Raw genomic sequence first — 13320 nt, 5'->3', positions numbered from 1 at the left:
ATAAATGAATAGTGATACATTGCATTCACTAAATTTACTGAAGTTTAAAGAGGTTGACTTTAATGCTTATTTCAGCCTTGTATCTAATGAAAAAGTTATGGCGCAAATTACCGAATACGCTATCCCTTTAAAAGAAGCTCAATTCAATTTTCAAAGATTAATAAAACGTAATGAAAAACATGAACACTTTGGTACATATAAAATCTATGATAATTTAATTAATGAATTTATAGGACTTGGACACTTAACTATTGATGAAAATAATAATGAAGAAGCTGAAATTGGCTATATGTTAAAGCCAGAGCATTGGGGCAAAGGATACGGCGGTCAGATAGCGAAGGTATTGATTGAACGGGCTTTGAAATTAGAACTAAAGACTCTTAAAGCGATTATTGACCCAGATAATATTGCCTCTAGGAAAATTCTAATTAAAAGAGGATTTGTCTCTGAAAAGATCTGCGAATTTGACGGCTTACCCGGAGAAATATTAAGTAAAAAATTATAAACAAAATCGACAATAATAGTGTATTTCATATTAATCCCCCAATAAAATGTTGGAAATCTATAATATTGCATAAAAAATTGAGACTCAGAAAAGCTACTTTAAAACAGACTGAGCCATCAATACGTCTATCTTGAGATAAAATGTAAAACAGACGAACATGTTGGTGAATACTAATTTTTTAAACTTTTAGGGGGATTAATATTGGAAAAAACAAAAGTGCAAGCATACTTTAGTCTAAGTAATGATGATGATTTTCCATTAGATGAGTTAACTAAAAGATTGAAAATACATCCGTCTAGGACAACAAAGGTTGGGGAACCATTACTTTTAAATTCAGCTAGACATTATTTCTCTACCACTTGGCAATATGGTTTAGGATATAAAGAAACACTTGATGTGAATGAAGTATTAATGCCTGTTATTTATAAATTGGAATCAAAAGTCAATGATATTTTACTTTTGAAAAAAGATTATAATTTAGTAGCAAAATTCTACATTGTAATTCAAATACATAACGGGCGTTCTCCAGGTCTTGCCATTAACACGAGGGCTAGTAAGCTAGCTACTGAAATTGAAGCAGTTTTTGATATTGATTTGTATGCATATCCTTATAGTGAACTAGAGTAAATGTTCCAAATATTTTTGGAGAAGTGGATAGATGATATTTAATTAGACTGCCAATTCATTGTGTTAGCTGTGTTTTTTAGTTATTCCATAAGTTGTTTTGTCATAAATACTTGTGAAATATCAGTATTTTTAAATCCATTATTTTTTAAAAACGGAAGGAAATTTTGCATTTTGTCTTCCAAATTATAAGTATTTCTTTTAATGGAACGATTAAAATGAAGCCCTTCCTGTAGTGCGGCTTGAAGAGCGCGTATTCCATCTGGATGTTCATTGTTAGTAGAAGCTTGAAATAATGTGACACCTTCAGCTTCGCTACCAAATTTTTGTTTTGTTCTTACTAAGCAAGCTGCAAGTACTTCACTATCCTTCATTGCAATAATTGCCTCTCCACCAGCCTTTGGTGTAATAGAAGGATCTACTTGCCATGGTACTAAAGCTGGGAAAATAATTGAATTTACTGCTTGCAGTGCAGGTATTCTTTTCAATTCAAATTCACTAGCAATTTTTTCATCATAGTTTAATACACCTTCTGCCTCCCAAAAATGTAGCGTATCAACTACTTTATACCCAACTTTCTCATATAGTTTAATAGCTGGTTGATTAATTGACAGAGCCTCTAATGTAGCAATATTTACTTTTTGCTGACTTAACAATTCAAGAGCCTTTTCAATTAGGATTGTCCCTAGTTTTTTTCCTCTGTATTCTGGAATAATTCCAGTACCACCATTCCAAGCAATTTTCTCACCATTCACTTCGCGAATGCCTTGTAATACAAATCCTACCGGTCTATCCTCATCAAACATAACAATAGATATACCTGCTGATAGATTATCATTTCCAAAGCGAGCTATAAAAGCATCCAATGGCATCTTCATCGGAGTAAAATATCCTTCAAACCCATTTATAAAAAGTTCGTGTGCTTCCTTAAAAGTTAAATGCTCCATTGTCTTAAATGTAATCATTTCAAAACACCCCTTGTTAAAATGTAGTATACATTTATTTTTAGATTTCCTAATAAGGAAATGTTAGCTGCTAAACAGTAGCATGAAGAACTTCAATAAATCCCCAAAAGAATTTTAAGCGTGTTTAGTATTTAATTCTTTTGAGAACTCAGCCTTCTCATGACCATCTTATAAAATAGCTCACAATGATTCATAGAATTTTTCGATTTGTCTACTCTGAAATCAGCCTTCCTATGCTAGTTGAATTTTTATATTGAATATTTTCGCATCTTTAACCACTCAACTGAAGGAGGGAAGTGAGATAATAGATACTATTTCTTCCTTGCTCGTGGAACTGAGAAGGCGTTTAGAACGATATCTAGGGGAAAAAGACCGCTATTTCGAAAGGAGATTTTATCATTCAGTAAAGGTATTTGTTATCGGTAGTATAGCACACGCTATTTTGAAATATAAGACTATTAAAATTATTTCACACTCCTTACCATAATGTGGAATAATACATGAAAACTTAATAGAATTAATGCAGCTAGTTTAGTTATGAATGAATTATTCTATTTTTTATTGACGGAAAATTCAGAGCTGCCATCAATGTTGCGGATATTTTATTGAAATCGTAAAATAGTGATAAGATTAAAAAAACAGGAGGGCTAATATGAATTATCATTCTATTACCTTAAGAGAGAAATTGTCCAAATTCAGTGAACATTGGTCACCCAAAGTAGTTGGTGAAATGAATGACTACCAGTTTAAGCTAGTCAAAATTTTGGGGGATTTTGTTTGGCTGATCATAAAGACACCGATGAGGTGTTCATCGTGATAGACGGAGAGATGTCCATCGCATTCCGCGATGGAGAGGTCAAACTCTCCAAAGGGGAAATGTATGTAATACCTAAAGGTGTGGTAAATACTGGTGAAATTAGTTCTGAAATAACTGCTGAAAACAATGTATGGATTTAAACTAATTATTAGTTATTTTTTGAAACAATATAACCTTTTGCAGGTGCTCTAGCATAAGCGTCTACCTAAAAGGATGCTTTTGTTATTCAACTATCGCACAGTTTAGATCAATAAGAGCATAGATTTATTACCACCAGCAAAATCTGTTGAAAAATTAGCTGTAGTGATACATGAGGTCTTTGTAAAAGTATTACCGATTTATGAAGTATATTCGATTAATATTTGATATCCAAGTGCATTAAAAATTTGGTGCCAAATCAATAACAGTAAATTTCAAAGAAAAATGTATATTAATCAAATCAATCTAGTTTAACACCCATGAAATTAAAAAACACTTGAAATTTACATTGTCGAACCAAATCTCAAGTGGATAGAAAAAGGCCACTCTAATCTTGGCTGTACCACCTAACTTAGACAATTGACATTAGCATTAACGATAAACGAGGTTCATTTACATATTTTACTTGAGGGCAGAGAAACGTGGGGATTAAAAGGTACGTTTTTGTGATTTATTATGAAAAAATATATAACTATGATCGTGGAGGGTGTATTAAAGCAAAAGCAGAATTTGTCAATTATATTCTTAAATCTTAGTTGCGAACTTAATTATGAGCTTGTGAAAAAATGTATTTTAAAATTGAAGCTTCATTCTTTGGTTAAAAAATTTGGCTTTCTCAATTAAAGTGCTTTATTTTCATGTTCAATTCAAATTAGGAGCATAACCTTGATAAAAAGTTGTTTAAATACTGCTCTCCCCAATAGTTCATGTTTTTGAAGAGAACATATCCCAATTACAAATCTTTATCTAACATCATTGTTATTAGTTTTTCAAATTTGTTTGCGCTCATCATTTCATGTGTAATAAATTTCCCATCATAAAACAGTCCAAAAGTTGTCCAAATGGTAGGAGCATTTTGTGCTTCTTCTTTGGTGGTTAATTGATGAGTGGTAAATGTAACTCCATGGTTTTCTGCAACCTTTTTTAGATCTTCCAAAATACCTACAGCAAAGGGACATTGAGCAGTATAATAAATCGCTACTCCTTGTTGTGGAACTGATAGTTTTCTATCCCGCTTAAAAGAAGGCCTAACAGCTTGGTCATTCCATGATAATGAAACCAGATCAAAATAAGGATCTATTTGATCTACTAACTTAAATCCCATATATTCAAAAAAATTTTTTTCACTCAAGTAAGGCTTATTTTTCTTTCCCACTATATGTACAATTCCATCCATCCCTCGAGCCATAGCGTCTTCTTTACACTTATCCAGTAATTGTTTTCCAAGTCCATTGTTTTTATATTTTCCAGAAACCCATAAACAATTGATATACATATAATTAGTTGCTTGAATAGGAATCCATGCCATCTCAGCAGGTAAATATTCAATAAATACTTTTGCACGTTCATTTAAACGGTAAAAAACTAAGCCTTCATCCATACGTTCTGTTAACCATTTCTTCTTCTCGTTTACTGCTTTCTCATATTGTTTTGCACCTAAAGCACAACAGATGTGTTCATTTTCAATATTCTTTTTTGTTATTTGAATGAATCCCATTTCTCCTTCACTCCTCTACAAAATTATACAATTATCATATTATATTCTAAAAGAACCCCATACTTCTTAAAAAGAAAAGGCGTATCACTTAAGTGATTACACCTGTATGATAATTAATCCCAAACACGTACTCTTGGAACCTCAGCCATTCTTAAGTAATCCAGCAATTGACCGGTGTGTACAGATTCATGATAGGCGACTCTTAGCAACATGTCTCCCAAACTTCTTATGTAGCCTGATTCTGAGCGATCAATTTTAATATTTGTTAAATCTTCTTCAGAATATGACTTAATAGTTTCTATGAACTCATTTCTAAATGGTTCTGCAACTTTCAATTCTGCATTTACAGTGGAAAAAGGTAGTTTTTCGAAAGGAGAATCAAAGACTGTCAGACTGCCTTGGTTTTGGATAGCTAGATGGTAATAATGTTCACTTTCTAAAACATGCCTAACCATCTCTATACAAGTCATTGCTTCTTTATCAGGTTTCCAATGTAGTTTTTCTTGAGGAATAGATGTCCAAACCTTTGTACTTCTTCTTCGTACTTCGTTTAAATTTAAAAGAATTAAATCAATTGAGTTCATAACATATTCTCCTTTATTTGGTATGTTTTAAATATACACGAATGCACGTTCGAATAAAAGAGAGGATTTTGGTTATAAGATTATGTCACAGTTTGACCGGACTAAAGAGGAGGGGATATACGAGTTAAATTAATGCGTTGGATTATTATATTAAGGTCACAAACAGTTAAAAAACAATCTAGATTCTAGTGCAATTAAAGTGGCTGAAAGTGATGATGGACAGATTGGTAATTAGGTTCTTATTCAACTAACATATGCTTAGTTAAGTATATGGCTGTCTGCAAGGGTTGCTTTTACCGCAGCAGGTTTGCTCAATAAGAGCAGGAGAATCAATATTTTAGGTAGAAATATAATAAGATGACATTGTTTAGAGGTTTTGAAACTCTATTATATTTATATGAGGAGTGTTAGTTATGGTCCATGCAAAGGATGTTATATCGGATCAATTGTTGGCAAATGCAAATGACCCTAGTTGGTACCTACCATTTTCAGATTCAATAAGAGGACTGACTGAGGATCAAGCATTTTGGAAACCAAATGAGGAAAGTAATAGTATTGCTGAGATCGTACAGCATCTACTATATTGGAATCAAACATGGCAAACAAGATACAAAAAATCTCACGTTGATGCCGTTCCTTCCATTGGAAATAATAATAACAGCTTTATTATTCCTGAAAATCATTCATTTGCTAACTTAAAAAAACAACTATTAGAGGTGCTTTTACTTTGGCAAGAGTTATTGTCTGAAGAAAAAGTTGAGAGTGAAGTGAATGGCTTTTCTGAACATGTAAAATGGTGGGAAGTTCTCGGAAATGTGTCAACTCATAATGCGTATCACATAGGTCAGATTATTTATATCCGAAAGTTGCAAAAAAGCTGGAAAATAAATGTTGGAGAAGATGAATAAATAGAATGTATACAAGTGATTTCTTGAACTAAGGCGCGCTTATTTCAAGTAGGAGATAAGCATTTTTCTTTGAACTAAGCAGTTTAGTTGAAGAAGAATTTTCCTCTAAAATTATGGAATTGCTACATGAGAAAGGATGTAGAATATGAAGTTATTTATAGAAAATATGAATGAAGAAATAGCAAAAGATATACTTAGCTGGGAGTATGAAAAACCATATGATTTCTATAATAATGAATTAACAGATCAAGAAATAAAGGAAAGACTCGATGGTTCATATTATGCGATTGTAAATGATAAGAAAGAAATATATGGATTTTTTTGTGCTGGAGAGAATGCACAAGTTCCAGTCGGGAAAAAAATTGGTGTTTATTCAGACGACTCTATAAATATGGGACTAGGAATGAACCCTAAAATGGTAGGGAAAGGTAACGGTTTTGAATTATGTTCTTTTATTCTTCGATACATTGAAAAAAACTATATAGGTAGTCCAATTCGATTAACTGTGGCAAAGTTCAATCAAAGAGCTATTCATTTATATGAAAAACTTGGTTTTGTTAAGAAAGACGAATTTACCACGGATTTTGCAGAATTTATGACGATGATCAAATTATAACAGCGCTCGAAGATACTTGAAGATACTTTAAGGAGGTTAATATTAATAAAGAAAACGTTTAAGTTATGTACGATGGTCACCATATTCAAGTGGTGAACTGGTTTACAGGAGAAAAGTTAAATGTAAACAGACAATTACAAGATGAAAATATTGGATTTGCTTTAAGAGTGGTGAACTAAAAAGTAGTGACAATATACAGTTCATACCAACTTTTGATTTTAAAAAAGAGAGGAAATAAAAAATAAAAGGGTAGAAATACGGTCATTCCAGCTTTTAGAAGCAAAAGGGTGCTAAAACGTTTCTCGTTGTTGTCTGAAAAAACTTTCAAATGAGATAGAAATTCTTTTCACTTTGAGGTTGTAATTGAATGTTAGTTGTTTACTTTTCGATACATAGCTTTGTTATTATAGCAAAATATTTATAGAAGTATTTATAGTATGAAATAACATGAAAAATATGTACCTAAGATAAAGGAGAGTAAAATGTATACAATTGGACATGTTGCTAAATTTTTAGGTGTATCTAGAGATACCTTAAAATTTTATGAAGAAAAGGGATTAGTTAAACCTAAACAAAATAAGGAGAATGGGTATAGAAAATATAATCGATTTGATATATATGATATAGCCACAGTAAATTTCTATAGAGAAATGGATATTGAAATAAAAAAAATTAAAGAACTAAGAAAAAGCAAGACTATAGAGGGAATAAAATCTTTATTAGAAGAAAAAGAACAAAAGGTTTTAGAAGAAATAGAATATAAGAAGCTTCTTTTAAAAAAGATTCAGATCGTAAAAGAAGATTGCGAAAAAATAAAACAATTCTTAGGAGAATACACAGTAAAAGAAATGAAGCCTTTAGAAATAAAAGGAGAAATAGAGCATTTCACTGCGTTTGATGAATATGAAACTCTTAAAGAGAACACGGACAGCTTGAAAAATGCCATTACTCTAACGTCATTAAGAAGAGTCATAAGATTCAATGACGAAGGTATTCTTGAAGTTAAGTTTATCATTGTAAGAAAAGTAAATGACACTCATGAAGAAAATGAAGGTGAGATTTTATCTCATCCAAAATGTATGTATACCATTATTGAAGATGGAAGGTGGTCAACTGGTGGAAAAAATATTGACCATAATGTGGAAGCGAGTTTAAGAAGAGTAGCAATAGAAAAAGGATATGAACTTTTGGGGCTTGTTTATATCAATCTATTACTTACTACTTATGAAGAAGGACTTGAACGTGTATTTTTAGAAATGTATGTACCTATAAAATAATGCAGACATGTATTGACCTGTGAGTAACCCCTAGGTTTAAGCTGAAGGTATTCGTAAGTAGAAGCGATAATAAATTTACGAAATACTTACTTTGAAGAGGGGATTATACATGAATGGTGAAAAGAAACTAAAAAATCCAGTCACTAGTTTTATTTTGTTAACCAATATCATTTTTTTACCGCTTTTTATTCTTGTAGGAGTCATAAGGATGTTAGAATTTCCTGTATGGGTCTTTGATGTCATGCTCTGTATATCAGCTTGGTCCTCAACCTTTGCTTTTGGAGTGTTATTTAAAAGAATCTATCCTGGGCAGAGTTTTATTCAATTTGCAAAAGATAGGTTCAAGAATAAACTCAAATTTTCTGTAATTCTTACGGTAAGTATGATTCAAGCTTTCATATTTTTAGTGATTTTGTTTATCGTATCTAATAATAGTGAAGCAGACTCTATTTTCACTAAAACTTCATGGGGAATGCTGGTTTATTTCTTTTTTAAAAATCTTCTGTCAGGTCCACTAGGAGAAGAAATAGGGTGGAGAGGATTCGCTCAAATTGAGCTTCAAAAAAAGCATTCGCCATTAAAAGCTTCGATAATCTTGGGATTTTGGTGGGGGATATGGCATTTACCTATATGGTTTACTACAGGGTATGTGGGCATTGATTTAATCAAATATATGCTGTTCTTTATGATTTCAATTCAGTCCACTACAATCATCATGACCGTATTCTATAACTTGAATCAAAATTTGATTGTTCCCATTATCATCCACCAATTCTTTAATTTTTTTATTGGCATAATAAATGGAAACTTAATCGATTTAATCATGTATAACGCATTGTTTTATTTAGTAGTTGCCGTTTTGATAATCGTTATAAATCCAAAGAAAGTATTGTATGGAAAGAAGATACATACATTAATAATGGATAACAATACATGATTTGTATAATAAGTTAATATAGTTAAATTGTTGAATAAAAGGGTGCTCTACTTCAATCTAAGGCACTTTTTTCTTTAACTAAATGTAACAAGATTGTTTCGGCTGCAATTATATTACTTAATGACCAAAAGGAAATATTACGAATTAAGATCTTTTGAGAGGTTGGGAAATGTCAGGTGGAGTAGTTGGGCAAGGTGAATCTCTGAAAGGCGTAATGTTAAATGCAATGCGAGTAGTACATATTATTGATTTCTAAGAAGAGCCCATTGGATGGGTTCTTTTTGGTATAAAAGAAAAAATCGATGTATCAGATTATGATATAAAAGAGTAGACATATGTATCACTTAATGATATATTATTTTTAGATGTATCACTTTAAGATATATCAAAAAAAGATATAGAAGGTGATTAGTTGAAGAAAACTGAGCAATTAACAGACTCAATGTTTTATATTATGGCTGCTCTAACCAAACCAAAGCATGGTTACTCAATTATGAACTTAATTGAACAAACAACAAAAGGGGCAATTACTATAGGTCCTGCTTCGATGTACACTATTATTAAAAAATTATTAAAACAAGAGTGGATTTATTTGCATGATGGATCGGATTCAAGACGTAAAACATATCTGCTTACTGAAAAAGGTAGAGAAGTGTTAGAAGAAGATGTGAAGCTAAGAAAACTGATGATTCAATTAGCTGAAACTGGATTGAAGGAGGTTGAAGAATGAAACAAACAAAGTTTATTACGTCAGGTGGGTTAGCTTTTTCAGAGGATAAAGACATGGAAAAATTACGCAGATTTTCTTTGAAGGGTTGGCATGTCAGTGATTTTAAGTTTATGGGCTATACACTTGAAAAAGGGGAACTCGAAGATTATATTTACAGTGTAGATTATCGCTCATTAAAAGAGGATGAAGAAGAGGAATACTTTGGCTTTTTTTCATCTTCTGGATGGTCGCATATTGCTTCTGAAGGATATATTCATTTATTTCGAGCATATTCTGGTACGCAACCGATTTACAGTGACCGAGAAACATCGATTGAGAAGCATGATAATTCAATTACCTCGATGAAACTCTTAGCAATTCCGTTAGTTTTAATAACGATACTCGCATGGGTTGGAGCAATGTTAAGTTCGGATACTTTAAAATTATTACTACAGGTAATAGCTGTTATTTCCACTGTAATTGCCATCCCAACTGTTTGGACTGTTATCGCAACATACAATAACAAATGGAAGGTAAAAGAAAAAAAGGGATTAGTTAATCTATTGAAAATTATACCTATCCTTCTATTCATAATTGCTGTTAATATTTTGTTATTTGTCGATGGTAGTGAACTCTACCTCATAGCGTCTATGGTAATTGGAGCAATCGCACTTCCAACTGCAATTTGGGTCATCATGTCTCTTTACCACAAAATAGGTGGGAAGAGAGTTTAGTAGAAGAATCAAATGATTCAGTTTTTAGACATTATGGAGCTAATGAGTAACTTTTGTTAAACAAGTGGCTACCTGTAAGGGTAGCTTTTTCATTTCAGTTGAATAAGTATTAAACAGTTTTTTAAATCTTAGAAGCTATTCAGTTATGAACAAGGGAGAGAAAACAATGCTACAATCACTGATTTTTGATATGGATGGAACTCTATTTCAAACAGATAAAATTTTAGAATTATCACTCGAGGATACTTTTAACCATTTACGAACATTAAATAAGTGGGATACAGTAGCTCCTATTGACAAATATCGTGAAATTATGGGAGTCCCTTTACCAAAAGTATGGGAAGTTTTATTGCCTAATCATTCCGATGAAGTAAGAAAACAAACTGATGCTTATTTTCTGGAAAGATTAGTTGAAAATATTAGAAGTGGGAAGGGTGCATTATATCCTAATGTAAAGGAAGTTTTTAGTTATTTAAAAGCGAATAATTGCTCCATTTACATAGCGAGTAATGGGTTAACGGAGTACTTAAACGCAATTGTGAGTTATTATAATTTAGATAAATGGGTTACAGAAACATTTAGTATTCAACAAATACAAACGCTGGATAAAGGGGATTTAGTTAAAACTATTTTAAAGAAGTATGATATAAAAAAAGCAGCAGTAGTCGGAGACCGTCTATCTGATATATATGCGGCTAAAGATAATGGATTAACAGCAATTGGATGTAATTTTGATTTTGCACAAGAAGATGAACTCACACAGGCAGATTTGGTAATAGATGACTTAATTGAACTAACCACTTTATTACCTAAACTGTAAAATAACTTCGTCGACATGTGAGAGTAAATCGTTTTGTCTTATTGAAATAAAGCAAATATTCATTGAGGGGATGTTAAAATAATTAACGTAACTGGTGCTTTGCTTCAAGAAGAAGTAAAGCTTTTTTTATTGAACTAACCCAGCAGTTTAAGTAAAAAAGCAGGAGTTTAAGGATTTATGTTGAATTGGCTTTTATAAGACAATCAAATTAAAGAGAAGGTGGAGTCATGAAAGCACTATTAGTAATTGATGCACAAGATATAATTGTGGAATTTAAAGATTTTCAGCAAGAACTAAACAAAATTGAAAGTATTATTCAAGACTTTAAAGAAAATGATGAACCTGTAATATTTATAAGAAATATAGATGATGATGAAACAAGCCCTTTCTATAAAGAATTGCCAAGCTCAGAACTGCATCACTCTCTAAAGGGATATGCAGATATTGTAATTGAGAAGAAGTCACCAAGTGCTTTCTTGCATACAGAACTTAGTGATAAGTTAGATCAACTCGGTGTAGAACATCTTTTTATAACAGGATTTAATACTGAGTTTTGTTGCCAGTTTACTGCAATCGCAGCATATGACAGAGGTTATCAAGTCACATTTATTGAAGATGCTACAGGCACTGTTAATGACGAAGCCACATATGAAATGAAAGAACTAGATGTAAGGGGTTTCGTAGGGACAGTTTTACATTGGTCTAATGTTATTGAGGTAATGGATATAGAGGAATATATAGAAGAGTATAAATCAAGGAGAGTTTAAATAATTTATACGTGAAGTGTTATTGTACTTTCGATGCAAGAGTAAGCTTAAGAACAAATGTTATGATTATTTAAAATAAATATGATAGGTGATTTTGATGAGCGAAAGTTTAAGATTGTTAACGTTAAGCGGGTTAGATCAAGCACAAAATGCGAAAGTAAAATCTCTTCACTCTGAACTAGTACCTTTTTTTGAATATATCTTAGAGTTGGTTTACCGTGAGAAAAATCCATATATGTTAAATAAGCTACTAGCATTAGATTTATGTAAACCTTTCCCTTATACCGATACGTCCAAAATAAAGAGTGATTTTAAAGAATTGATCTTGGAAGACGACTGTATAAATGCTGATTTGAATACATACTGGATGAACATTAATGGGAATTTAAGTTATATTCTTAGGGGACGTTCTCAAAACATACCACAATGTCAGATAGATTGGCTTCAAATGTCATTCTTTAATCTCTTCCAACAATATAGTTTTTTGGAAGAACATATCGGTTTATATCCAGGTTTTTATGAAGAATATATTAAATATGAAAAAGCACGAAATTTAATATTCTGTTACCTGTTTCTTGAAGCTTTATAAAACAAACGGAATCATAGTTCAATAAGAGGAATATGTTGGGGGCTTATCGATATAAGTACACGGACCAAGAAAGTCATAGGAGGGAAACTGTATGTTTTATAGGAGGAAATTTTATATTGTAAAAAATGATTTCGTTGAAAAGTTTAATGAACATTTCGACAAAACTAATTTACCTAATCAACTAAAGTACGGAGCAAGATTGGTTGGACGATGGTTGAAGGATAATAAGGATAATACTACAGAAATTTTTGCTATTTGGGAATATGACAGTTATGACAATTATATAGAAATAGAGAATAATGTAAAAGGTGACAATGCTCACGTCAAACGAATTAAAGAGTGGTACGAGAAAAATGGTGGTAGGGAACACATTTTCACTGAATATATATTGGAAGTGAAGAATGAAGAGTTAGTATCTACCCTACGATAAAAAACTAATAATGTTCAAGAGATGGAATAATTAGACAACCATATTGAAGCCCATTGTGCTATGACAGGTTACTTGAGTTTATGATTTTATCTGCTTTAATTTTGGTTATTTCTATAGGAGTATATGGTTGAATGACTTAGAGGATTTACCTTTTACCTTTTACCTTTACTTATTGTGGTAGGCCTTACATTCTGACACTACCAATTACAGCGATATTATATTCAAGAAACTTTAATATTATAACTTATCGATGGTGATACCCCATCTACAAGTTAAAGGGTGTCGAAATAGACTATAGAAGAGTAAAGAGGAGTGGCAGCATGAAAAATAAGTATAATAAAT

At 31.8% G+C, this 13320-nt stretch carries 15 protein-coding genes and 1 pseudogene; 13 read left to right on the top strand and 3 right to left on the bottom strand.

Annotated features, from left to right (window positions below; all coding sequences use genetic code 11):
• Positions 1-19 precede the first annotated feature (19 nt).
• Together MKY29_RS11240 and MKY29_RS11235 are read left to right on the top strand one after the other, a co-directional pair.
• Positions 20-505 carry a GNAT family N-acetyltransferase gene (locus MKY29_RS11240; RefSeq protein WP_340880854.1) on the top strand — a complete coding sequence of 162 codons (486 nt, stop codon included), beginning with the start codon at positions 20-22 and terminating at the stop codon, positions 503-505.
• Between the two features lie 201 nt (positions 506-706).
• Positions 707-1132: a DUF4279 domain-containing protein gene (locus MKY29_RS11235; RefSeq protein ID WP_340879812.1), complete on the top strand. Its 426-nt coding sequence runs from the start codon at positions 707-709 to the stop codon at positions 1130-1132.
• Positions 1133-1212: 80 nt separating this feature from the next.
• Here MKY29_RS11235 and MKY29_RS11230 read toward each other — a convergent pair whose 3' ends face one another.
• The gene (locus MKY29_RS11230) at positions 1213-2094 is read right to left on the bottom strand and encodes a GNAT family N-acetyltransferase (RefSeq protein WP_340879811.1); all 882 of its coding nucleotides are present in this window, start codon (positions 2092-2094) and stop codon (positions 1213-1215) included.
• A 652-nt stretch (positions 2095-2746) separates the two neighbouring features.
• On the opposite strand from MKY29_RS11230, the pseudogene MKY29_RS11225 reads away from it, so the two are divergent.
• Positions 2747-3051: pseudogene (locus MKY29_RS11225) on the top strand (cupin domain-containing protein).
• A gap of 791 nt (positions 3052-3842) precedes the next feature.
• Here the strand turns inward: MKY29_RS11225 and MKY29_RS11220 are convergent.
• Complete coding sequence (locus MKY29_RS11220) at positions 3843-4607, bottom strand: GNAT family N-acetyltransferase (protein WP_340879810.1); 765 nt, start codon at positions 4605-4607, stop codon at positions 3843-3845.
• 113 nt (positions 4608-4720) lie between these two features.
• Positions 4721-5191 carry a DinB family protein gene (locus MKY29_RS11215; RefSeq protein WP_090570391.1) on the bottom strand — a complete coding sequence of 157 codons (471 nt, stop codon included), beginning with the start codon at positions 5189-5191 and terminating at the stop codon, positions 4721-4723.
• Positions 5192-5604: 413 nt separating this feature from the next.
• Between MKY29_RS11215 and MKY29_RS11210 the strand changes: the two genes are divergently transcribed.
• From MKY29_RS11210 to MKY29_RS11165, 10 genes are all read left to right on the top strand, one after another.
• Positions 5605-6099: a DinB family protein gene (locus MKY29_RS11210; RefSeq protein WP_241599759.1), complete on the top strand. Its 495-nt coding sequence runs from the start codon at positions 5605-5607 to the stop codon at positions 6097-6099.
• A gap of 145 nt (positions 6100-6244) precedes the next feature.
• Positions 6245-6715 carry a GNAT family N-acetyltransferase gene (locus MKY29_RS11205; RefSeq protein ID WP_340879809.1) on the top strand — a complete coding sequence of 157 codons (471 nt, stop codon included), beginning with the start codon at positions 6245-6247 and terminating at the stop codon, positions 6713-6715.
• 482 nt (positions 6716-7197) lie between these two features.
• On the top strand, positions 7198-7992 hold the full coding sequence (locus tag MKY29_RS11200; protein ID WP_340879808.1) for a MerR family transcriptional regulator: 795 nt from the start codon (positions 7198-7200) through the stop codon (positions 7990-7992).
• Positions 7993-8101: 109 nt separating this feature from the next.
• On the top strand, positions 8102-8929 hold the full coding sequence (locus MKY29_RS11195; protein ID WP_340879807.1) for a CPBP family intramembrane glutamic endopeptidase: 828 nt from the start codon (positions 8102-8104) through the stop codon (positions 8927-8929).
• A 412-nt stretch (positions 8930-9341) separates the two neighbouring features.
• Positions 9342-9659 carry a PadR family transcriptional regulator gene (locus MKY29_RS11190; RefSeq protein WP_340879806.1) on the top strand — a complete coding sequence of 106 codons (318 nt, stop codon included), beginning with the start codon at positions 9342-9344 and terminating at the stop codon, positions 9657-9659.
• Entirely contained in the window at positions 9656-10372 is a 717-nt protein-coding gene (locus MKY29_RS11185; RefSeq protein WP_340879805.1) for a DUF2812 domain-containing protein, read from the top strand. The genes MKY29_RS11190 and MKY29_RS11185 overlap by 4 nt, the downstream gene beginning before the upstream one ends.
• A gap of 166 nt (positions 10373-10538) precedes the next feature.
• Positions 10539-11192: an HAD hydrolase-like protein gene (locus MKY29_RS11180; protein WP_340879804.1), complete on the top strand. Its 654-nt coding sequence runs from the start codon at positions 10539-10541 to the stop codon at positions 11190-11192.
• A 227-nt stretch (positions 11193-11419) separates the two neighbouring features.
• Positions 11420-11959, top strand: a complete 540-nt coding sequence (locus MKY29_RS11175) for a cysteine hydrolase family protein (protein ID WP_340879803.1) — start codon at positions 11420-11422, stop codon at positions 11957-11959.
• A 97-nt stretch (positions 11960-12056) separates the two neighbouring features.
• Positions 12057-12548, top strand: a complete 492-nt coding sequence (locus tag MKY29_RS11170; RefSeq protein WP_340879802.1) for a YxiJ family protein — start codon at positions 12057-12059, stop codon at positions 12546-12548.
• Positions 12549-12639: 91 nt separating this feature from the next.
• Positions 12640-12978: an NIPSNAP family protein gene (locus MKY29_RS11165; protein WP_241599742.1), complete on the top strand. Its 339-nt coding sequence runs from the start codon at positions 12640-12642 to the stop codon at positions 12976-12978.
• Positions 12979-13320 lie beyond the last annotated feature (342 nt).

Source organism: Psychrobacillus sp. FSL K6-2365 (assembly GCF_038003165.1).
Lineage (GTDB): Bacteria > Bacillota > Bacilli > Bacillales_A > Planococcaceae > Psychrobacillus > Psychrobacillus psychrodurans.
The sequence above is the reverse complement of the archived record's forward strand: the minus strand, read 5'-3'. Positions and strand labels throughout refer to the sequence as shown.